The 23,329-nt window shown below is 40.0% G+C and carries 19 protein-coding genes; 18 read left to right on the forward strand and 1 reads right to left on the reverse strand.

Annotated features, from left to right (window positions below):
• The first annotated feature begins 232 nt into the window (after nt 1-232).
• The 13 genes from N8M16_RS08235 (at nt 233) to N8M16_RS08295 (ending at nt 14,732) form a co-directional block, all read left to right on the forward strand.
• Nucleotides 233-7,243 (forward strand): MucBP domain-containing protein, encoded by a 7,011-nt coding sequence (locus N8M16_RS08235; RefSeq protein ID WP_261069972.1) that lies wholly within the window; start codon nt 233-235, stop codon nt 7,241-7,243.
• A 163-nt stretch (nt 7,244-7,406) separates the two neighbouring features.
• On the forward strand, nt 7,407-7,697 hold the full coding sequence (rpsF, locus tag N8M16_RS08240; RefSeq protein ID WP_001151778.1) for a 30S ribosomal protein S6: 291 nt from the start codon (nt 7,407-7,409) through the stop codon (nt 7,695-7,697).
• 11 nt (nt 7,698-7,708) lie between these two features.
• Nucleotides 7,709-8,179, forward strand: a complete 471-nt coding sequence (gene ssbA / locus N8M16_RS08245) for a single-stranded DNA-binding protein SsbA (RefSeq protein ID WP_000609602.1) — start codon at nt 7,709-7,711, stop codon at nt 8,177-8,179.
• Between the two features lie 31 nt (nt 8,180-8,210).
• Entirely contained in the window at nt 8,211-8,450 is a 240-nt protein-coding gene (gene rpsR, locus N8M16_RS08250) for a 30S ribosomal protein S18 (RefSeq protein ID WP_000068664.1), read from the forward strand.
• A 195-nt stretch (nt 8,451-8,645) separates the two neighbouring features.
• A complete protein-coding gene (locus N8M16_RS08255) occupies nt 8,646-9,149 on the forward strand; it encodes a GNAT family N-acetyltransferase (RefSeq protein ID WP_261069973.1) in 504 nt (167 codons plus the stop codon).
• A gap of 81 nt (nt 9,150-9,230) precedes the next feature.
• Nucleotides 9,231-10,631 (forward strand): bifunctional Cof-type HAD-IIB family hydrolase/peptidylprolyl isomerase, encoded by a 1,401-nt coding sequence (locus N8M16_RS08260; RefSeq protein WP_004257110.1) that lies wholly within the window; start codon nt 9,231-9,233, stop codon nt 10,629-10,631.
• Between the two features lies 1 nt (nt 10,632).
• The gene (locus tag N8M16_RS08265) at nt 10,633-10,995 is read left to right on the forward strand and encodes a S1 RNA-binding domain-containing protein (RefSeq protein ID WP_000689605.1); all 363 of its coding nucleotides are present in this window, start codon (nt 10,633-10,635) and stop codon (nt 10,993-10,995) included.
• Nucleotides 10,996-11,047: 52 nt separating this feature from the next.
• Nucleotides 11,048-11,797 carry a tRNA1(Val) (adenine(37)-N6)-methyltransferase gene (locus N8M16_RS08270; protein WP_033685376.1) on the forward strand — a complete coding sequence of 250 codons (750 nt, stop codon included), beginning with the start codon at nt 11,048-11,050 and terminating at the stop codon, nt 11,795-11,797.
• Nucleotides 11,787-12,083 (forward strand): GIY-YIG nuclease family protein, encoded by a 297-nt coding sequence (locus N8M16_RS08275; RefSeq protein WP_238096520.1) that lies wholly within the window; start codon nt 11,787-11,789, stop codon nt 12,081-12,083. The genes N8M16_RS08270 and N8M16_RS08275 overlap by 11 nt, the downstream gene beginning before the upstream one ends.
• Before the next feature lie 187 nt (nt 12,084-12,270).
• Nucleotides 12,271-13,206, forward strand: a complete 936-nt coding sequence (locus tag N8M16_RS08280) for a manganese-dependent inorganic pyrophosphatase (RefSeq protein ID WP_084929702.1) — start codon at nt 12,271-12,273, stop codon at nt 13,204-13,206.
• Between the two features lie 86 nt (nt 13,207-13,292).
• Nucleotides 13,293-13,805 carry a YiiX/YebB-like N1pC/P60 family cysteine hydrolase gene (locus tag N8M16_RS08285; protein ID WP_004257120.1) on the forward strand — a complete coding sequence of 171 codons (513 nt, stop codon included), beginning with the start codon at nt 13,293-13,295 and terminating at the stop codon, nt 13,803-13,805.
• Nucleotides 13,789-14,439, forward strand: coding sequence for a DUF1803 domain-containing protein (locus N8M16_RS08290; RefSeq protein WP_261069974.1), 651 nt, complete (start codon nt 13,789-13,791; stop codon nt 14,437-14,439). Before N8M16_RS08285 ends, N8M16_RS08290 begins: the two co-directional genes overlap by 17 nt.
• A gap of 101 nt (nt 14,440-14,540) precedes the next feature.
• A complete protein-coding gene (locus N8M16_RS08295) occupies nt 14,541-14,732 on the forward strand; it encodes a CsbD family protein (RefSeq protein ID WP_000051184.1) in 192 nt (63 codons plus the stop codon).
• A 48-nt stretch (nt 14,733-14,780) separates the two neighbouring features.
• Here the strand turns inward: N8M16_RS08295 and N8M16_RS08300 are convergent, their stop codons facing one another.
• A complete protein-coding gene (locus tag N8M16_RS08300; RefSeq protein ID WP_049516430.1) occupies nt 14,781-16,226 on the reverse strand; it encodes a UDP-N-acetylmuramoyl-L-alanyl-D-glutamate--L-lysine ligase in 1,446 nt (481 codons plus the stop codon).
• A gap of 105 nt (nt 16,227-16,331) precedes the next feature.
• Here N8M16_RS08300 and N8M16_RS08305 point away from each other — a divergent pair, with 105 nt between their 5' ends.
• The 5 genes from N8M16_RS08305 (at nt 16,332) to N8M16_RS08325 (ending at nt 23,319) form a co-directional block, all read left to right on the forward strand.
• Entirely contained in the window at nt 16,332-17,954 is a 1,623-nt protein-coding gene (locus N8M16_RS08305; protein ID WP_261069975.1) for a putative polysaccharide biosynthesis protein, read from the forward strand.
• Between the two features lie 204 nt (nt 17,955-18,158).
• Entirely contained in the window at nt 18,159-20,117 is a 1,959-nt protein-coding gene (locus N8M16_RS08310) for a peptide ABC transporter substrate-binding protein (RefSeq protein WP_261069976.1), read from the forward strand.
• 313 nt (nt 20,118-20,430) lie between these two features.
• Nucleotides 20,431-20,886 carry a hypothetical protein gene (locus tag N8M16_RS08315; RefSeq protein WP_261069977.1) on the forward strand — a complete coding sequence of 152 codons (456 nt, stop codon included), beginning with the start codon at nt 20,431-20,433 and terminating at the stop codon, nt 20,884-20,886.
• Nucleotides 20,887-21,050: 164 nt separating this feature from the next.
• Nucleotides 21,051-22,145 carry a cystathionine gamma-synthase gene (locus N8M16_RS08320; RefSeq protein ID WP_261069978.1) on the forward strand — a complete coding sequence of 365 codons (1,095 nt, stop codon included), beginning with the start codon at nt 21,051-21,053 and terminating at the stop codon, nt 22,143-22,145.
• 7 nt (nt 22,146-22,152) lie between these two features.
• The gene (locus N8M16_RS08325) at nt 22,153-23,319 is read left to right on the forward strand and encodes a MalY/PatB family protein (RefSeq protein WP_261069979.1); all 1,167 of its coding nucleotides are present in this window, start codon (nt 22,153-22,155) and stop codon (nt 23,317-23,319) included.
• The last annotated feature ends 10 nt before the right edge of the window (nt 23,320-23,329 follow it).

Consider the following 23,329-nt stretch of genomic DNA (forward strand, 5'->3'; position numbering starts at 1 on the left):
TATATTGTATTTTTATGCAATATATATCTGAGTATGTTTAGGAAGAGTTTGATAATATTATTTTTTTGTACCTAGGACACAAAAATAATATAAATGAATCGAGTATAAACGAGACATATTTATGGACAAGTTAATTTTATTTATGATAAAATAGTAGAGTTTTTTTTATAAAAACCAACATATATTTATATGTAATCATAAAACTTTTAGATTGAGATAAGAAGGAGAAAACATGTATTCAAGAATGGAAAAATACCATGGTAGAAGAGCCCAGCGCTTTTCTATTCGTAAGTATAGCTTTGGCGCTGCTAGTGTCCTTTTGGGAACGGCACTTGTTTTAGGTGCTAATGGAGTACAAGCTGATGAGACTCTACCAGTAAATCCGGCTACTTCTGATCTTGCAGCTACAAATAAGAAGGATGCAGACTCTGCTCTAACAACACCTGTTGTTGAAGAACTTCCAGAATTAAAGATTGATGCTGTAAAAGCAGATGAAAAAGCTGAACCTAAAGAAGACGTTAAAACTGAAGCAACACCTGTAGTAGAAAAAGAAGTCTCTGATAAATCTGATAAAGAAGCAAGTAAAGAAAAATCGGATAAAGAACAAGCTGACAAAAAAGAAGCAACTAAAGAAAAAACTGACAAAGAAACATCAGAAAAAGTTGAAACAGAAAAAGCACAAGATGATGTTAAGACAGTTCTTACTCAATTGACTTCAGAAGCAGAAGTAATGGCAACAGTTGCTTCAAACTTCTCAGATAAGGAAGCTAAAGATGTTGAAGCTAAACAAAAATTATCAGCTGCAATTGCTGCAGTCAAGCTTGAAGCGGTAGCGGCAAAAGGTTTGCTCTATTCTAACGATTCTACGGAAGAACAACTAACATCCCAAGTAAATCGCATCTCATCTGCTATTGAAGCAGTCTACGCTGAAATGAAACGTGCAGGTCATGCAGGTAAAGTAGAAGCTGTGCTTGGAGCTACAGATGCTAAAGATCAAACCATTACAGGTAAAGGTGTTATTAGAAATGGTAATGCAATTGTAACAGTTAATAATGCCTATGTGACGATGAACGCAGATAATACTGCACCTAAAGCATGGGGGATTGATGTAGTATTTGATACATCTCAGGCTCAAAATGGTGATACTACTACAATTGAAATGAAAAACTTAACAGGGTTTGGGGATAGTTTTAAACCTGGTACAAAAATTACTGCAGCAGATGGAACTGTAATTGGTGAAGTTTCATCTAAAGAAACTACTAACTCTGTAGGAAGTAGAGGAGGAGAAAGTCCATTCTGGTCTCAACGTAAGAAAGATGGTAAGACTTATGAAGAGCGTCTTACCGAACAACCAGCTATTCCGAATGAAGTAGGGACTACTACTTACACGATTAGATGGAATGACAAGGCGAAAAACTATGCTGTAACAACTTTCTATGCAGAAAACTTAACAGCCATTGATTACTATGCACCTAATATTTCTAAAGATACAGAATATACAGCGGCAATTAGTGTAAATGGTCAACAAATTTTAGAACATAAGTATACTCATAAAGCATCTAAGTCAGCGGCACAAAAACAAAATACTTCTGCTACTATTATGGGAGATAACATTTTAGGATATAAAGGAAGTGAACGCGTTAGAAAGAGTGATGCAGTAGTTATTAATACTGATAGTGATGTACGTTACGGAAAAGGTTCTAAATTTACGATTACATTACCAAATGATGATTTTACGTATTTTAAAGCAATTGATGGTTCAAAAAACACTGTCACAAATACTAATAAGGCTGATAGTATAAGTTACCGTCCTGCAGGTCGTTGGAATAATGTTCAAGCTAATGCAAACAACGTTTGGATTCTTAATGACGGTCGTGATACAAACTTTACATTAAAAGCAACAATTAAATCACCAACAGAGTTAGAGATAGAAGTAATAGATGGTGCGATTCAAGAAGATTCAATAGTTTCAATAGGCTTAGATAAACTTGGGGTTGAAAAAGCTATAACAAACCGTACATTCTCAGATGAGTACTCTAAATTCATATACGATGAAGCTGGACGTTTGAAAGATGGAAGTGTTGTCGGGGATACTGATAAAACTGCAGCTACTCTTACTGTATCAGGTGGAACACCTCTTAATGGAGGAGAAGAAAATGTAACTACCAAAGTTGCAAACGGTTGGAAAGTTGAAGTTGGAGCAGGAGGTAACAGTCAGTTTGAAACAGGTGCTGTTACTATTACTTTAGTAAATATTGAAACAGGTGAAGAGTTTGCATATGAACCAACAAGTTACGATGGTTATGCTAAACCTAATGAAGATGGTAGCTATGAAACTAAGAACATTTTAGGTAAAAAATATGATGTTTCAAACCAAGTTCCTGATTTAACTAAAACTATCAAAGGTGTTGAGTATATTCGTGTTGATGTTCCGTCAAAAGGAACAACAGGAACTGTTAATATTGGTCCAAAACGTGCTAGCGCTATCTATAGTTCAGAGGAACTTCAAGCGAATGGAGTAAACTCTAATGCTTTTGTAAATAATGTTGTTTACTACTATGTTAAGAAAACAAAAGTAGAAGAAGTAAACCGTACGATTAAGTATGTTTACGCAGACGATGTTAAGGATCTTGCAGGACAAGAAGTATTTGAACCAACAAAACAAACTGTAAGCTATACAGGTACTATCCAAGTAAATGATAAAAATGAAGCGCAGGTAGATGCCAATAGAAAACCTATCTATATTAATTGGGTTGGAAACGGTGATACAAACCTTCCAGAAGTAACAGTACCTCAAAAAGAAGGTTACATCGCAAGTGTAGAAAAAGTTCCGGTACAGCCAACAACTGCAACAGATGAAGATTATGAATACGTTGTTACATATACAGCTATCCAAAAAGCGAAAACAACATTCGTAGATGAAAAAGGAAATCCAATCCCAGGAGTAGATGAAATCACTGAACAAGGTGGATCTGAAGCTCCATTAACAAAAGAAGCTGACGTAAAAGCGAAGATCAAAGAACTTGAAAACAAAGGATATGAATTAGTTTCTAATACATACCCAGAAGGTGGTAAGTTCGATAAAGAAGCTGGCGTAGATCAAGAGTTCAAAGTAACTCTTAAAGAACGCGTGGTACCAGTGACACCAGATCAACCAAAAACACCAGGAACTCCTGTTGATCCAAACAACCCAGACGGACCTAAATACCCAGCTGGCTTGGAAGAAAAAGATCTAAACAAAACAGTAACACGTACAATCACATACGTATACGAAGATGGCACTCCAGTATTAAGCGAAGATGGCACTCCAAAAACAGTAACACAAGAAGCAAAATTCACACGTGAAGCAAAAGTAAACTTAGTTTCAGGTGAAGTGACTTACGGAGATTGGTCAGAAGCTAAAGACTTGCCTGAAGTGAAATCACCAAAGGTAGACGGATACTTAGCTGATAAAGCAAGTGTAGCAGTTGTAAACGTAACCGGTGATTCAGAAGATATCAAGGAAGTAGTAACCTACAAACCACTAGGTTCATGGGTACCAAACATTCCAGGTCAACCAACAGATCCAATCAAGTATCCAAACGATCCAACAGATCCAACAACACCAGGAACTGATAAACCAAAAGTACCATACGTTGAAGGATTCACACCTAAGGATAAAGATGGAAATCCACTTAAACCAGTTGATCCAAACGATCCAAAAGAAGGATATGAAGTACCAAATCTTCCAACAGATCCAAGTCAAGATACACCAATCAACTACGTAAAAGATACGCAAAAAGCAAAAACAACTTTCGTAGATGAAAAAGGAAATCCAATTCCAGGTGTTGACGCTATTACTGAAGAAGGTGATTCAGACACACCACTTACAAAAGAGGCTGAAGTAAAAGCTAAAATCAAAGAACTTGAAAACAAAGGATATGAATTAGTTTCTAATACATACCCAGAAGGCGGTAAGTTCGATAAAGATAAAGACACTGATCAAGAGTTTAAAGTAACGCTTAAAGAACGTGTTGTACCAGTTACACCAGATCAACCAAAAACACCAGGGACACCTGTTGATCCAAACAACCCAGACGGACCTAAATACCCAGCTGGCTTGGAAGAAAAAGATCTAAATAAAACTGTTACACGTACAATCACATACTTGTACGAAGATGGAACTCCAGTATTAAATGAAGACGGCACTCCAAAAGTTGTTACCCAAGAGGCTAAATTCACTCGTGAAGCTAAGGTCAACTTGGTAACAGGTGAAGTGACTTATGGAGATTGGACACCAGCTCAAGACTTGGCTGAAGTTAAATCACCAGTAGTTAAAGGATACTTAGCTGATAAAGTAACAGTACCAACTACAAAAGTAACTGCGGATTCAAAAGATACTAAAGAAGTAGTAACCTACAAACCACTTGGTTCATGGGTACCAAATATCCCAGGTCAACCAACAGACCCAATCAAGTATCCAAATGATCCAACAGATCCAACCAAACCAGGACAACCAACAGAAGTAGTACCATATGTCCCAGGCTACACACCTAAGGATAAAGATGGTAATCCGTTGAAACCAGTAGATCCAAACGATCCAACTAAAGGTTATGAAGTACCAAGTGTCCCAACTAACCCAGGTGAGGATACACCAATCAACTATGAAGCAAATAAAGCTAACCTAGTAGTTAAATATGTAGATGAAAAAGGCAAAGACCTTCTTCCTGCAGAAACTACAGAAGGTAAAGTAGGCGATGATTACGCTACAAGTGGAAAAGTTATCAAGGGTTATGTGCTTGTTCGTGTGGATGGAGAAGCTAAAGGTAAGATTGGTAAAGATGGCTCAACAGTAACTTATGTTTACAAACCACTTGGTTCATGGGTGCCAAATATCCCAGGTCAACCAACAGACCCAATCAAGTATCCAAACGATCCAACAGATCCAACCAAACCAGGTAACGACAAACCAGTTCTTCCATACGTCCCAGGCTACACACCTAAGGATAAAGATGGTAATCCGTTGAAACCAGTAGATCCAAACGATCCAACTAAAGGTTATGAAGTACCAAGTGTCCCAACTAACCCAGGTGAGGATACACCAATCAACTATGAAGCAAATAAAGCTAACCTAGTAGTTAAATATGTAGATGAAAAAGGCAAAGACCTTCTTCCTGCAGAAACTACAGAAGGTAAAGTAGGCGATGATTACGCTACAAGTGGAAAAGTTATCAAGGGTTATGTGCTTGTTCGTGTGGATGGAGAAGCTAAAGGTAAGATTGGTAAAGATGGCTCAACAGTAACTTATGTTTACAAACCACTTGGTTCATGGGTGCCAAATATCCCAGGTCAACCAACAGACCCAATCAAGTATCCAAACGATCCAACAGATCCAACCAAACCAGGTAACGACAAACCAGTTCTTCCATACGTCCCAGGCTACACACCTAAGGATAAAGATGGTAATCCGTTGAAACCAGTGGATCCAAACGATCCAACTAAAGGTTACGAAGTACCAAATGTACCAACTAACCCAGGTGAGGATACACCTATTAACTACGTAGCGAACAAAGCGAACCTAGTAGTTAAATATGTAGATGAAAAAGGCAAAGACCTTCTACCTTCAGAAACTACAGAAGGTAAAGTAGGTGATGAGTACGCTACAAGTGGAAAAGTTATTACTGGATACGTATTGGAACGTGTAGATGGAGAAGCGAAAGGTAAGATTGGAGAAAACGGTACAACAGTAACTTATGTTTACAAACCACTTGGTTCATGGATTCCAAACATCCCAGGACAACCAACAAATCCAATCAAGTATCCAAATGATCCAACGGATCCAACAAAACCAGGCCAACCAACAGAAGTAGTACCATACGTCCCAGGCTACACACCTAAGGATAAAGATGGTAATCCGTTGAAACCAGTGGATCCAAACGATCCAACTAAAGGATATGAAGTACCAAGTGTCCCAACTAACCCAGGTGAGGATACACCAATTAACTACGTAGCGAACAAAGCTAACCTAGTAGTTAAATATGTAGATGAAAATGGGAAAGAACTTCTACCAACAGAAACTAAAGAAGGTAAAGTTGGTGATGAGTACTCTACAAGTGGAAAAGTTATTACTGGCTATGTATTGGACCGTGTAGAAGGTGAAGCTAAAGGTAAGATTGGAACAGATGGAACAACAGTAACATATGTTTACAAACCACTTGGTTCATGGATTCCAAACATTCCAGGTCAACCAACTAACCCAATCAAGTATCCAAATGATCCAACGGATCCAACAAAACCAGGAAGTGATAAACCAGTTCTTCCATACGTACCAGGTCACACACCTGTTGATGGAAACGGACAACCACTTAAACCAGTAGATCCAAACGATCCAACTAAAGGATATGAAGTTCCAAGTATCCCAACAAATCCAGGTGAGGATACACCAATTAACTATGTAGCTAACAAAGCTAACCTAGTAGTTAAATATGTAGATGAAAACGGTAAAGAGCTTCTACCTTCAGAAACTACAGAAGGTAAAGTAGGTGATGAGTACGCTACAAGTGGAAAAGTTATTACTGGATACGTATTGGAACGTGTAGAAGGTGAAGCTAAAGGTAAGATTGGAGAAAACGGTACAACAGTAACTTATGTTTACAAACCACTTGGTTCATGGATTCCAAACATTCCAGGTCAACCAACTAACCCAATCAAGTATCCAAATGATCCAACGGATCCAACAAAACCAGGAAGTGATAAACCAGTTCTTCCATACGTACCAGGTCACACACCTGTTGATGGAAACGGACAACCACTTAAACCAGTAGATCCAAACGATCCAACAAAAGGATACGAAGTACCAAATGTTCCAACTAACCCAAGTGAGGATACACCAATTAATTATATTCCAAACAGTCCTAAGCCAAACCCAACTCCTTACCCAGGACCAACTCCAGCTCCAACTCCTAAACCAGAGCCTAAGCCGGAACCAGCACCAGTTCCAACAACACCAGAGACTCCTGAACGACCAGTAGCTCCAGTGCAACCGGAACAACCAACAACTCCAACCCAACCTGCTGTTCCAACACCAGCTGAAACATCAGTACCAACTGATTCAGCTACTCAACCAGCAACACCTAAATATGTTGAAGGTCAAAAAGAATTGCCTAACACAGGTACAGAAGCTAACGCTAGTCTTGCAGCGCTTGGACTTCTTGGAGCCCTAGGTGGATTTGGACTTCTTGCTCGCAAGAAAAAAGAAGACTAAAAACTCATAGTTTTTGAGAAGATGATTCGTCATCTTCTTTTTTTATTTCGGTGTTTTTACTTGCGTAAAAAATTTTTTTCTAGTATAATAGTTTATTGTGAGCGAACCTCACTTACCCCTTGCAAAGTCTTGGGGTCATTAGACCAAAAGGAGGAACATATCAATGGCTAAATACGAAATTCTTTATATTATTCGTCCAAACATTGAAGAAGAAGCTAAAAACGCTTTGGTAGCACGTTTTGACTCTATTTTGACTGACAACGGTGCAACTGTTGTTGAATCAAAATCTTGGGAAAAACGTCGTCTTGCATACGAAATCAAAGATTTCCGTGAAGGACTTTACCACATCGTTAACGTTGAAGCAAACGACGATGCAGCTCTTAAAGAGTTTGACCGTCTTTCAAAAATCAACGCTGACATTCTTCGTCACATGATCGTCAAAACTGACGCTTAAGAAGGTAAACTATGATTAACAATGTTGTACTTGTAGGGCGTATGACACGTGACGCTGAGTTGCGTTATACCCCATCAAATGTAGCAGTTGCGACTTTTACTCTTGCAGTAAACCGTACATTTAAGAGTCAAAATGGCGAACGTGAGGCTGATTTTATCAATGTCGTTATGTGGCGCCAACAGGCTGAAAACCTTGCTAATTGGGCTAAAAAAGGCTCACTTATCGGGGTGACAGGTCGTATCCAGACTCGTAGTTACGATAACCAGCAAGGACAACGTGTCTACGTGACAGAGGTCGTGGCTGAGAATTTCCAAATGTTGGAAAGCCGTAGTGTGCGTGAAGGTCACACAGGTGGAGCTTATTCTGCACCAAGTTCAAACTATTCAGCGCCTACAAATTCAGTACCAGACTTTTCACGTGATGAAAATCCATTTGGAGCAACAAATCCGTTGGATATTTCAGATGATGATTTACCATTCTAATGGACAACTAAAATTATAAAGGAGAAAAAACATGGCTCAACAACGTCGTGGCGGATTCAAACGCCGTAAAAAAGTTGATTACATCGCAGCAAACAAAATTGAATATGTTGATTACAAAGATACTGAGCTTCTTAGCCGTTTCGTTTCAGAACGTGGGAAAATCCTTCCTCGTCGTGTAACAGGAACTTCAGCTAAAAACCAACGTAAAGTAACAACAGCTATCAAACGCGCTCGCGTAATGGCTTTGATGCCTTTCGTAAACGAAGATTAAAAAAGAGGTCCGGGTGGACCTCTTTTTCAGACCCGGTTGGGTCTTTTTTTCACGAGCTTTGAAATGGGAGAGCGAGTTGGGGTCAGGGTGGGCCTCTTTTTCAGACCCTGTCGGGTCTTTTTTCACGAGATAGTTTTTTTCTGACCTTGGCGTGCTATAATGGTAATAGAAAGAGTAAAGGTGGGTAAGTCAAAGATGAATTGTACGATTAGAAATATGATTAAGTCTGATATTGAATCCTTATCTCATGGATTTATGAATCAAGGTTGGCCTGGTAGAGAGGAAATTTTGGCTAGATATTTTCTGGAACAGGAAAGTGGGGAGAGAGAAGTCTTAGTTGTAGAGATTGATGGTGCTGTAGCGGGCTACGTTACCATTTTGCCCTCTGCTAAACATGGTCCTTTTGCAGAAGTCTATCCAGAATTATCAGATTTTAATGTGTTTGAGCCTTTTCGAAATCAAGGGATTGGGAATCAACTGCTAGAAGAAGCAGAAAAACGAGTCAAGTTTGTTTCGAGTAAGGTCACTCTTGGTGTAGGTTTGCACTTAGGCTATGGCCCTGCCCAGAGATTGTATATCAAACGAGGCTATATTCCAGATGGGACAGGTGTCTGGTATCGAAATCAACCCTTGGAAATGAATGCAACTAGCCAAAATAATGATGATTTGGTTTTGTATCTAGTAAAGGAATTCGGATAGGAGACAAGGATTTTATTGGGGATGTGGTATTTAGCTACTTTATGGTATAATGGAAAGAGTTAGATTGAAAGAGGTAGTGAGATGGATGCCAAATTAAGATATAAGGCAAAGAAAATCAAGATTGTCTTTTTTGATATTGATGATACATTGCGGAATTCAAAGACAGGTTTTATTCCAGCTTCAATCCCAACTGTTTTTAAGCAATTACGTGAGAAAGGAATTTTGACAGGTATTGCTTCTGGACGAGGGATTTTTGGTGTCGTTCCGGAGATTCGTGAGCTCAAGCCTGACTTTTTTGTAACTTTGAATGGGGCTTATATCGAAGATAAAAAATGTCAGGTCATTTATCAGCATCAGATTGAGAAGTCAGATGTTGAGGAGTATATCTCTTGGGCCAAGCAAGAGGGAATTGAGTATGGTTTGGTTGGGAGTCATGATGCCAAGTTGTCGACTCGCACCGATATGATGAGTGAAGCGATCAATCCAATTTACCCTGATTTAGATGTAGATCCTGATTTTCATGAAAAAGAAGATATCTATCAGATGTGGACTTTTGAAGATAAGGGAGATGACTTGCACTTGCCTGATAGTCTCTCAGACAAACTTCGCATGGTTCGTTGGCATCAACATTCGTCTGATATTGTGCCGATTTCAGGCTCCAAAGCGACGGGTGTGGAAAAGGTTGTGGAACACCTAGGATTGAAACCAGAGAACGTCATGGTTTTTGGAGATGGACTCAACGACTTGGAACTCTTTGATTATGCTGGAATCAGCGTTGCAATGGGAATTTCTCATGATAACATCAAAGAAAAAGCAGATTATATTACAAAAACATTAGAAGAAGATGGCATTTTTGATGCCTTAGAAGGATTTGGTATGGTAGAAAAAGAATTGCATTTCCCACAAGTAGACATTGAAACAGTAGAAGGTCCTATCGCGACTATTAAGACCAATCACGGAGACTTGCGTATCAAGCTTTTCCCTGAACATGCTCCTAAAACAGTGGCTAACTTTGTAGCTCTTTCAAAAGATGGTTACTATGATGGTGTCATTTTCCATCGTATTATCAAGGACTTTATGATTCAAGGTGGAGACCCAACTGGAACTGGTATGGGTGGCGAGTCAATCTACGGCGAATCATTTGAGGATGAGTTCTCAGAAGAACTTTACAATATCCGTGGTGCCCTTTCCATGGCTAATGCTGGTCCAAATACCAACGGCAGCCAGTTCTTTATCGTGCAAAATCAACACCTGCCATATTCTAAGAAAGAAATTGCTCGTGGTGGTTGGCCAGAACCGATCGCAGAAATCTATGCCAACCAAGGAGGAACTCCTCATCTAGACCGCCGTCACACTGTATTTGGTCAGCTAGCGGATGAAGCTTCTTATGCTGTCTTGGATGCCATTGCTGCTGTTGAGACAGGGGCCATGGACAAGCCAGTTGAAGATGTTGTGATTGAAACAATTGAAATCGAGGACTAAGATGAAAATCGGTGATAAGCTAAAGGGCCGTATTACAGGGATTCAGCCCTACGGTGCCTTTGTTGAGCTAGAGACGGGTGATACGGGGTTGATTCACATTTCAGAGATTCGGACAGGCTTTATTGAAAATATCCAAGAAGCCTTGAAAGTCGATGAAGAGGTTCAAGTTCAAGTAGTGGATTTAGATGAATTTACAGGGAAAGCTAGTCTTTCTATCCGCACTTTGGAGGAAGAAAAGCACCAGTTTCCGAGACGGAGACGCTTTTCAAGCGACCGTTTTAACTACGGTTTTGCTCCTCTCAAACGAATGATGCCAATTTGGACCAAGGAAGCCCTTCAACATTTGAAGAATCAGAAGCACTAGTTAGAAATTTCTATCTTTTGTAATGTTAATATAAATTTGCTATAATAGGACCATGGAAGAAGAACAATTATTAAAATCAGGAGAGCGCATTAACCAGCTCTTTTCGACAGATATTAAAATCATTCAAAATAGAGAGGTTTTTAGCTATTCGGTGGATAGTGTTCTCTTGTCACGTTTTCCACGTTTTCCTAAGAAGGGCTTGATAGTGGATTTTTGCGCTGGAAATGGAGCGGTAGGGCTATTTGCTAGCACTCGGACTCAGGCACAGATTTTGGCTGTTGAGATTCAGGAGCGTTTGGCAGATATGGCTGAGCGCTCTGTCCGTTTGAATGGTTTGGAAGAGCAGATGGAGGTCATCTGTGATGATTTGAAAAATATGCCTGCTTACATTCAGGGAAGTAAGGTGGATATGATTTTGTGTAATCCGCCCTATTTCAAGGTGGATCCTCATTCCAATCTGAACGAGAGTGAACATTATCTCTTGGCTCGCCATGAAATTACGACTAATTTGCAGGAAATCTGTCGTAGTGCTCAGAGTATTCTCAAATCTAATGGGCGTTTGGCTATGGTTCATCGTCCTGATCGACTTCTGGATATTTTGGATACGTTACAACGGCATAATCTAGCCCCTAAGCGCCTGCAGTTTGTTTATCCAAAAAGAGAAAAGGAAGCCAATATGCTTTTGATTGAGGCTATCAAGGATGGATCGACAAGTGGCTTTAAGGTCTTGCCACCTCTCATTGTGCACAATGATGATGGCTCTTATACGCCTGAACTTGAAGAGATTTATTATGGATCATAAGGCTTATATGTACGTGCTGGAGTGTCGTGATGGATCTTACTATACAGGCTATACGACTGATGTGAGAAGACGCCTCGCTGTCCACAATAGTGGGAAGGGAGCCAAATACACACGAGCACGCTTGCCAGTCAAACTTATCTATGCTCAAGGTTTTGCCAGTAAGGAAGAAGCCATGTCAGCTGAAGCCCTTTTCAAGCGTAAGAAGAGGCCACAGAAGGAAAGATTTTTATCTGAAAATCAAGATAGAAATTTACTCATACTCAATGAAAATCAAAGAGAAAACTAGGAAGCTAGCCGTAGGTTGCTCAAAGCACTGCTTTGAGGTTGCAGATAGAGCTGACGTGGTTTAAAGAGATTTTCGAAGAGTATCAGTTATTTTGAAGAATTGTGAGGAGCCCTTTGACTCCTCTTACTTTTGTCAAAAAGCGAAAAAAATGCTACAATAAAGAGAATAAACAAAATGAGGTATTATCATGTCTAAGATTCTAGTATTTGGTCACCAAAATCCAGACTCAGATGCCATCGGGTCATCTGTAGCCTTTGCCTACCTTGCAAAAGAAGCTTATGGTTTGGATACGGAAGCTGTTGCCCTTGGAACTCCAAATGAAGAAACAGCCTTTGTCTTGAACTATTTTGGTGTAGAAGCACCGCGTGTTATCACTTCTGCTAAAGCAGAGGGTGCAGAGCAAGTTATCCTGACTGACCACAATGAATTCCAACAATCTGTATCAGATATCGCTGAAGTAGAAGTTTACGGTGTTGTAGACCACCACCGTGTGGCTAACTTTGAAACTGCAAGCCCACTTTACATGCGTTTGGAGCCAGTTGGTTCAGCGTCTTCAATCGTTTACCGTATGTTCAAAGAACATGGTGTAGCCGTGCCTAAAGAGATTGCTGGTTTGATGCTTTCAGGTTTGATTTCAGATACTCTTCTTTTGAAATCACCAACAACACACCCAACAGATAAGGTTATTGCTCCAGAATTGGCTGAATTGGCTGGTGTCAACTTGGAAGAGTATGGTTTGGCTATGTTGAAAGCTGGTACAAACTTGGCTAGCAAATCTGCTGACGAATTGATTGACATCGATGCTAAAACTTTTGAATTGAACGGAAATAATGTCCGTGTTGCTCAAGTAAACACAGTTGACATCGCTGAAGTATTGGAACGCCAAGCAGAAATTGAAGCTGCAATGCAAGCTGCCAACACAGCAAACGGCTACTCTGACTTTGTCTTGATGATTACAGATATCGTCAACTCAAACTCAGAAATCCTAGCACTTGGTGCTAACATGGACAAGGTTGAAGCAGCCTTCAACTTCAAACTTGAAAACAATCATGCCTTCCTTGCTGGTGCTGTTTCACGTAAGAAACAAGTGGTACCTCAATTGACTGAAAGCTTTAATGCGTAAGATTTTGGGTGTTAATTCAAATTAGGAAAGGCTAGTTTGACTTATATCGAAAGGAGTTTCGGCTCCTTTTTTTCTAGGAGTGAAGCATGTTAGAAAATGGCGATTTGATTTTTGTGAGAGATGAGTCAGATATGGGACAGGCCATCCAGACTTCCACAGGTAACTATAACCATGTTGCGATTTATTTGGATGGGATGATTTATCATGCTAGTGGAAAGGCGGGTGTTATCTGTCAGGAACCAGCAGACTTCTTTGAGTCCAATCACTTATATGACCTCTATGTTTACCCAGAAATGGATATCCAGTCTGTGAAGGAAAAAGCTAGCAAACATCTGGGAGCTCCTTATAATGCTTCTTTCTATCCAGATGGAGAAGGTTTTTACTGTTCCCAGTACATGGCAGAAATTCTCCCCATTTTTGAAACCATTCCCATGAAATTTGGAGATGGGGAGCAGGAGATTAGTGATTTTTGGAGGGAGTATTACAGAGAACTAGGTCTGCCTATTCCTTTGAACCAGCCGGGGACCAATCCTAGTCAGTTGGCAGCATCGCCTCTGTTAGAATGTAAAGAAAGGAATCTTCATGATTCAGATTTTTAATCCATCTCGTTTGACGAGACAGCCATTTTTTAGAGAATTGATCCGCTATCTGGACCAGCATGAGGATGTGATTTTACGGGAAATCAAGGCTCAATTTCCAGATATTGCAGTTGATAAACTCATGGAAGAGTATATAAAGGCAGGTTTGATTCTACGAGAAAATAAGCGTTATTACCTTAATCTTCCTATGCTTGAATCACTCGATAGTCTTGAACTGGATCAAGAGATTTTTGTCAGCGAAGCTAGTCCGGTCTATCAAGCTTTGTTAGAGCAGAGGTTTGAGACAGAATTACGCAATCAAACCAATGCTGCTATTTTAGTTGAAAAGACAGACTTTGCGAGATCAAAAATGACCCTGTCCAATTATTTCTACAAGGTCAAACATCAGTATCCTTTGACAGAAAAACAACAGGAACTCTATGACATTTTGGGAGATGTTAATCCTGAGTATGCTCTCAAATATATGACGACTTTTTTGTTGAAATTTCTCAAAAAAGACCAGCTTATGCAGAAACGTCGTGACATCTTTGTGGACAGTTTAGTCGTTCTAGGCTATATTGTTCAAAATGAAGATGGAAAGTATGAGTTGGCCGTCGATTTTGATAAGGAAAGATTAACTTTCTACTTGGCCTGATTTCTTTTTTCTGAGCACATTGTTTGACTTTCCTTAGTATTCGGTATAAACTATATGTAACCGGTAACACATATCGGAATAAAATTAAAGGAGACAATCATATGTCACTTGAAAACAAATTGGAACAAGCAACAGGCGCTATCAAAGAAGGATTTGGTAAAGTTACTGGGGATAGCAAGACTGAAGCAGAAGGCGCTGTAGAAAAGACAGTTGCTAAGGCAAAAGAGGTAGTTGAAGATGCTAAAGGTGCTGTAGAAGGTGCCGTTGAAGGTTTGAAAAACGCTTTTAAATAAAAATAGAAAAAATCAAGGGTTTCGTTTCCCTTGATTTTTTTACGATCCTTATAAATAATTTTCTGCTACGGCTGCATCTCCTGGATAAGCTTCTTTCTTGCCTTGGACGATTTGGTAGCAATCGGCCCCCTTACCAGCGATAATGACAGCATCTAATTCTTGGTTTGTGATAGCCATCGCTGCCTTGATGGCTTCTTGGCGATCTACAATCTTTTCAACAGGATGATTGATGTAGCTACTGATTTCATCTGCAATGGCCATTGGGTCCTCATAGTTGGGGTCATCAGCAGTCAGAAAGACTTGAATCTCAGGGTGTTGATTCAGGAGGAGGCCAAAGTCCTTACGACGGCTTTCTCCCTTGTTTCCTGTCGAACCCAGAACCAGTGCAATCTTTCCAGTTTGATGAGTCTCTACAACATTGATGAGTTTTTTGAGACTGTCCCCATTGTGGGCATAGTCAATGAAAACCTTGGCACCATTTTTCTGAGTGAGAACTTCCATACGACCAGGAACACGGGTTGCTGCGATTCCTTTTTTGATGTCCTCAAGACTTGCTCCCAGACGGAGACAGGCAAGTCCAGCAGCGACTGCATTTTCTTGGTTGAAGTGGCCAATGAGTTGAATATCATAATCACCAGCGAGTTTCCCTCTTGCTGAAAAGTTAAAGGCTTTGGAATTCTCTATTTGGTTACTTGACTGACTACCATAGAAATCATGGTCTTGATTTTCTACCTGTTCTTTCAAGACTGAGAAGTGGTCCATGTCACTGTTAATGATGACTGCTCGGCTATTTTCCATCAAGAGACGCTTGTGGTAGAAGTAGTCTTCAAAGCTAGGGTGTTCAATCGGGCCGATATGGTCGGGGCTGATATTGAGGAAAACCCCTACATCAAAGGTGAGACCATAGACACGTTTGACCAGATAGGCTTGACTAGATACCTCCATGATGAGGTGGGTGCGGTCATTTTGCACAGCTTGATTCATCATGTCAAAGAGGTCAATGCTCTCAGGAGTTGTCAATGCTGACTTAAAGAAAGTCTTGCCATCTAGAGTTGTGTTCATGGTCGACAACATTGCAGGTCGGTGCCCTTGAGATAAAATGTTATAGGCGAAGTAGGCTGCTGTTGTCTTACCCTTAGTACCAGTAAAGGCCAGGAGTTTAAGTTTTTTCTGTGGATTGTCATAAAATTCCATAGCTACCAAACTCATGGCTTTCTTGATATCACTGACGATAATGGCAGGAATACCAACCTCATAGTCCTTTTCAGCCACATACCAACCGAGGCCTTGAGAGATGGCTGAAAGAAGAAATTCTTTCTTAAAGGCAGCGCCCTTGACGAAAAAGAGGCTCTTCTCTTTGGCCTTGCGGCTGTCATAGCAGATGGTGTCAAAGACGACATCGCTATAGTTGTAGTGATAGTGTCCTTGGTCGATAATCTCACGGAAGAGACCATCTTTCTTTAATATATCTAATACGGTTTCAATCTTAATCATACTTTCTATTGTAAACCGAAAGTCGTAAATTTACAAGTGACAAGGAAAAGTTTATAATGGAAGGTGAGGAATTTTTCCTAGTGATTAAAATAAAATGAGGAATCTATGTCTAACGAAAACAATCACCAGCAGGCCCAGATGTTACGGGGGACTGCTTGGTTAACGGCTAGTAACTTTATCAGTCGCCTGCTTGGGGCTATTTATATTATCCCCTGGTATATCTGGATGGGGTCTTATGCAGCTACGGCCAATGGTCTCTTTACCATGGGTTACAATATCTATGCCTGGTTCTTGCTGGTTTCAACAGCGGGGATTCCAGTTGCGGTGGCCAAGCAAGTGGCTAAGTACAATACCATGCGAGAAGAAGAGCACAGCTTTGCACTGATTCGGAGCTTTTTAGGCTTTATGACGGGACTAGGTCTGGTCTTTGCTTTAGTCTTGTATGTCTTTGCTCCTTGGTTAGCAGACTTGTCGGGTGTGGGTAAAGACTTGATCCCAATCATGCAGAGCTTGGCTTGGGCGGTCTTGATTTTCCCTTCTATGAGTGTGATCCGAGGCTTCTTCCAAGGGATGAATAATCTCAAACCTTATGCCATGAGTCAAATCGCTGAGCAGGTCATTCGTGTTATCTGGATGCTTCTAGCTACCTTCATGATTATGAAAATGGGTTCAGGAGATTATCTAGCAGCGGTTACCCAATCAACCTTTGCTGCCTTTGTCGGCATGGTAGCCAGTTTTGCAGTTTTGATTTATTTCCTTGCAAAAGAAGGTTTACTAAAAAGAGTTCTTGAAACAGGAGATAAGATTAATAGCAAGCGTCTCTTGGTCGATACCATTAAGGAAGCTATTCCTTTTATCTTGACAGGCTCTGCCATCCAACTTTTCCAGATTTTGGACCAGATGACCTTTATCAATAGTATGAGTTGGTTTACCAACTATAGTAATGAAGACTTGGTTGTCATGTTTTCTTATTTCTCAGCCAATCCTAATAAAATTACTATGATTTTGATTTCTGTTGGGGTTTCAATTGGTAGTGTAGGCTTGCCACTCTTGACGGAAAACTATGTCAAGGGGGATTTGAGAGCAGCTTCTCGTCTCGTTCAGGACAGTATTACCATGCTTTTCTTATTCCTACTGCCAGCAACGGTTGGAGTGGTTATGGTAGGAGAACCTCTCTATACTGTCTTCTATGGCAAGCCAGATAGTTTGGCTATGGGCTTGTTTGTCTTTGCAGTTTTGCAGTCTACTATTTTAGGCTTGTACATGGTTTTGTCTCCAATGCTTCAAGCCATGTTCCGCAACCGCAAGGCCGTTCTCTATTTTATCTATGGTTCCATTGCCAAGCTGGTTTTACAACTGCCAACCATTGCTCTCTTTCACAGTTATGGACCTTTGATTTCCACAACCATCGGCCTCATTATTCCTAATGTTTTGATGTATCGGGACATTTGCAAGGTAACTGGTGTTAAGCGCAAGGTGATTTTGAAACGAACCATTTTAATCAGTTTGTTAACTCTTTTCATGTTTCTAGTAGTTGGGACATTGCAGTGGATTTTAGGATTTGTCTTCCAACCAAGTGGACGTTTGTGGAGTTTCCTATATGTAGCACTGGTCGGTGCCATGGGTGGAGGTGTTTATGGAGTTATGAGTCTCCGTACCCGTTTGTTGGATAAGGTGATTGGAAAAGCTCAAGCAGACCGCTTACGAATCAAATTAAAGTTAACTTAAAAAATATTTATAAATAAAAGGGATAATTTGAACATTTCTATCATGAAATGCTTAGATTATTCTCTTTTTTATTAATTTGTATTATATTTTTTATAATTTGTAGATAGTAATTTAATTTTTCTTAAATTTTACTTAAAAAACTATTGACTAAATAAAACCTGTAATGTATAATAAGACAAATATTTAAATCAGGAGGTTCTGGAGATGAAAAAGTCTAAGGCCAAGTATGCAACACTTGCGGGTGTCGTGTTAAGTGCAGGTATTTTGTTAAGTGCCTGTGGAAATTCTAGCACAGCATCAAAAACATACAATTATGTTTACTCAAGTGATCCATCTAGTTTGAACTATCTAGCAGAAAATCGTGCAACAACTACTGATATTGTGACCAATCTGGTAGATGGTCTCATGGAAAATGACCAGTATGGAAACTATATTCCATCTTTGGCAGAGGATTGGAGTGTTTCTCAAGACGGTTTGACCTATACCTACAAACTTCGTAAGGATGCTAAATGGTATACTGCAGATGGAGAAGAATATGCTCCTGTAACTGCCCAAGATTTTGTCACTGGTTTGAAATATGCAGCTGATAAAAAATCAGAAGCCTTGTACTTAGTGCAAGAATCCGTTGCAGGTTTGGATGACTATATCACTGGTAAAACAAGCGACTTTTCAACTGTCGGAGTCAAGGCTCTTGATGACCAAACCGTTCAATATACCTTGGCACGACCAGAACCTTACTGGAACTCAAAAACAACCTCAACTATTCTCTTCCCAGTCAATGCAGATTTCTTGAAATCAAAAGGGGATGATTTTGGGAAGGTAGAGCCATCTAGCATTTTGTACAATGGACCGTTCTTGATGAAATCCTTTGTTTCAAAATCAGTCATCGAATACAAGAAAAATCCTAACTACTGGGATGCTAAAAATGTCTTTGTAGATGATGTCAAATTGACTTATTTTGATGGTAGTGACCAAGATGCGTTAGCACGTAATTTTACCGAAGGTGTTTATAGCTATGCTCGTCTCTATCCGAACAGTTCAAGTTTTGAAGGAATTAAAGAAAAGAATAAGGACAATATCATCTATAGCATGCAAGATGCTACATCTTACTTCTTAAACTTCAACTTGGATAGGAAATCTTATAAATTCACTTCCAAGACAAGTGATGCTGAAAAGAAATCGACTCAAGAAGCGGTTCTTAACAAGAACTTCCGTCAAGCCATTAATTTTGCCTATGACCGTACAGCTTACGGGGCCCAATCTCAAGGAGAAGAGGGGGCAACTAAGATTTTGCGTAACCTCGTCGTTCCTCCAAACTTCGTAAGTATCAATGGCAAAGACTTTGGTGAAGTAGTAGCCTCTAAGATAGTCAACTATGGCAAGGAATGGCAAGGAATCAACTTTGCAGATGCCCAAGATCCATACTACAATCCAGAAAAAGCCAAGGCTAAATTTGCTGAAGCTAAGAAAGAACTCCAAGCCAAAGGAGTCCAATTCCCTATACACTTAGATAAAACTATAGATTTGGCTAATAAGGCTGAAATTCAAGGAATCAATTCCATGAAGCAATCAATAGAATCTGTCTTAGGTGCAGATAATGTTGTGATTGATGTTCATCAACTTTCTACAGAGGACTATGATAGTTCAGGTTATCTTGCTCAAACTGCAGCTCAGAAGGATTATGATCTTTACAATGGTGGTTGGACTGCAGACTATCAAGATCCTTCAACCTATCTTGACGTCTTTAACGTTAATTCTGGTGGTTTGATGCAAAATCTAGGTATAGAGCCAGGTGAAGCCAATGACAAGGCTAAGGCTGTTGGGCTGGATGTCTATACTCAAATGTTGGAAGAAGCTAATAAGGAACAAGATCCAGCTAAACGTTATGAAAAATATGCAGATGCCCAAGCTTGGTTGGTAGATAGCTCTCTAGCAATTCCAAACGTTTCACTGGGTGGAACACCAACGTTGAGAAAAATTGTTCCTTTCTCAACACCATATTCATTGGCTGGTAATAAAGGGGTTGAATCCTATAAATACCTCAAATTACAAGATAAGACAGTCACAAAAGACGAATATGAAAAAGCCAAAGAAAAATGGTTGAAAGAAAAAGAAGAATCCAATAAAAAAGCTCAAGAAGAATTGGCAAAACATGTCAAATAAGGATTTTTCAAGAAAAACGATGGTTTCGAAGGAAACTGTCGTTTTTTAATAGAATGATGGCAAATTTGGAAGAAAAGTGCTTACATTTTTTAATTGGTTTGTTAAATTTATGATATAATGAATATAACAAAAACGTGAGAAACTATTTTCGAAAATCTACCCAGTGTTAACTGAAGTATGCACATGCTAGGATGATTTTATAGGAGGGATGCCGTCTACTGAAAAAGTAAGATAAAATGCAACAAATGATAAGTTCTTCTTTATGTGAAGAGTTCTTATCTGCCTGTTTACTAATCGTTATGGAGGTAACATCATGGGCGCTATTATGGAGTTTGCAACAGAAAAACAGATTGAATCATTTCTCTCAACTTGCCACATTGAAGGGCAAAAGAATTTTCTGATGGCTTTTAAGAAAAAGACATGGTTGAAATCCTTTATTGATTTCTTCATTATAGGAGGGACTTACTATGTTCAGTCGAGTGTGAAGCCTAAGATTCTGGCATTCACACCTAAGGGAATCTACTTGATGGACATCAGTGATGTAACTGAAAATCGTTCTAATCAAGTCGTAGAGATGCCTTGGAATCAAGTCAAAGATTTTACTTATAAGCTAGTCTTGAATACAGTTAGGCTGAATTGGAACTATCAAAATGAAGTCTATATTTTTTCCGTGGATGTCGGTCAGGTTAGTCAGCATGTGGGCCAATATCAATTTAATAAAGACCATTATGACTATTTAGCCCAACAGGATTTCTTTCAGTCTAAGTAAGCCCCAGCAATCATTTTCACAAAAGAATCTGGAAGCTTTTCTGGATTCTTTTTAGCTTTACTCGATAAGTCTATAGTTTGAAACTATAGCTAGCTCTTGAAAAGAAGAAAATGAGTTGATGAAAATAAGTGGTACAATAGTTACTATAGATTTGGAGGAATTGTATGAGCAAGGAATTACACATTAACACAATTTTGGCCCAGGCGGGTATTAAGTCAGATGAAGCGACAGGTGCATTGGTGACACCGCTTCATTTTTCAACGACTTATCAGCATCCAGAGTTTGGTCAATCTACTGGATTTGACTATACGCGTACAAAAAACCCAACTCGCAGTAAGGCAGAAGAAGTCTTGGCGGCTATTGAGTCCGCAGACTATGCCCTAGCGACTAGCTCAGGGATGTCAGCTATTGTACTGGCCTTTAGTATCTTCCCAGTAGGAAGTAAGGTCTTGGCTGTCCGTGACCTTTACGGTGGTTCTTTCCGCTGGTTCAATCAAGTGGAGCAGGAAGGCCGTTTCCATTTTACCTATGCCAATACAGAAGAAGAGTTGATTGCCGAGTTAGAAAAGGACGTGGATGTTCTCTATATCGAAACCCCAACCAACCCCTTGATGTTGGAATTTGATATCGAAAAACTGGCAAAATTAGCTCATGCTAAGGGTGCCAAAGTGGTGGTGGACAACACTTTCTACAGTCCTATCTACCAACGTCCAATTGAAGATGGAGCCGATATCGTCCTTCATTCAGCAACCAAGTATCTAGCAGGTCACAATGATGTCTTGGCTGGAGTGGTTGTGACCAATAGTTTAGAACTATACGAGAAGCTTTTTTACAATCTCAATACGACAGGGGCAGTCTTGTCACCGTTTGACAGCTATCAATTGATTCGTGGTCTCAAGACCTTGTCTCTTCGTATGGAGCGCTCAACAGCTAACGCCCAAGAAGTGGTTGCCTTTTTGAAGGATTCTCCAGCAGTCAAGGAAGTTCTCTATACTGGTCGTGGAGGTATGATTTCCTTTAAAATAGCCGATGAAACACGCATTCCACATATCTTGAACAGCCTCAAGGTCTTCTCTTTTGCTGAAAGTTTGGGTGGAGTGGAAAGTCTCATTACTTATCCAACGACGCAAACTCACGCTGATATTCCAGCAGAAGTGCGCCATTCTTATGGTTTGACAGATGACCTCTTGCGTTTGTCGATTGGGATTGAGGATGCTAGAGATTTGATTGCAGATTTGCGCCAAGCCTTGGAAGGATAAGACAAAGATGAGGAAATATGATTTTACAAGCCTGCCCAATCGTTTAGGGCACCATACTTATAAATGGAAAGAAGCAGAAACGGATAGTGAAGTCCTACCAGCTTGGATAGCGGATATGGACTTTGTGGTCTTGCCTGAAATCCGCCAAGCCGTGCAAACTTACGCTGATCAACTGGTTTATGGCTATACCTATGCCAGTGAAGAATTAATTCACGAAGTTCAAAAGTGGGAAGCTACACAACACGGTTATCACTTTGACAAAGAGGCTCTTGTCTTTATCGAGGGTGTGGTGCCGGCCATCTCAACAGCTATTCAAGCCTTTACGAAAGAAGGCGAGGCGGTTTTGATTAACACACCTGTCTACTCACCTTTTGCCCGTAGCGTCAAGTTGAACAATCGCAGATTGATTACCAATTCTTTGGTGGAAAAGGATGGTCTGTTTGAGATTGACTTTGACCAACTGGAGAAGGATTTGGTGGAAGAAGAGGTCAAACTCTATATTCTTTGCAACCCTCACAATCCTGGTGGACGTGTTTGGGAAAAGGAAGTGTTGGAGAAGATTGGCCAACTCTGCCAAAAACACGGTGTTTTGTTGGTTTCAGATGAGATTCACCAAGATTTAGCCCTCTTTGGTCACAAGCATCATTCCTTCAATACCATCAATCCTGACTTTAAAGAATTTGCTATCGTCTTGAGTAGTGCCACTAAAACCTTTAACATCGCTGGAACAAAAAATTCATACGCAGTTATTGAAAATCCTAAGTTGCGAGTGGCTTACCAGAAACGCCAGTTGGCCAATAACCAGCATGAAATTTCAGGCTTGGGCTATTTGGCGACAGAAGCTGCTTATCGCTATGGGAAGGATTGGCTAGAGGAGCTCAAGCAAGTCTTTGAAGAACACATCAACTATGTGGTCGATCTATTTGAAAAAGAAACTAAAATCAAGGTTATGAAACCGCAAGGAACCTACTTGATTTGGCTTGATTTTTCAGCCTATGACCTGACTGATGAAACATTGCAAGAGCTGTTGAGAAATGAAGCTAAGGTCATCCTCAACCGTGGTTTGGATTTTGGAGAGGAAGGAAGTCTCCATGCCCGCCTCAATGTAGCTATGCCTAAATCCCTGCTGCAAGAAGTGTGTCAGCGAATTGTGACGACTTTTGCCAAACGTTAAAAATCCAGCC

Origin of the sequence: Streptococcus mitis (genome assembly GCF_946188375.1) — a bacterium.
GTDB lineage: Bacteria > Bacillota > Bacilli > Lactobacillales > Streptococcaceae > Streptococcus > Streptococcus mitis_CX.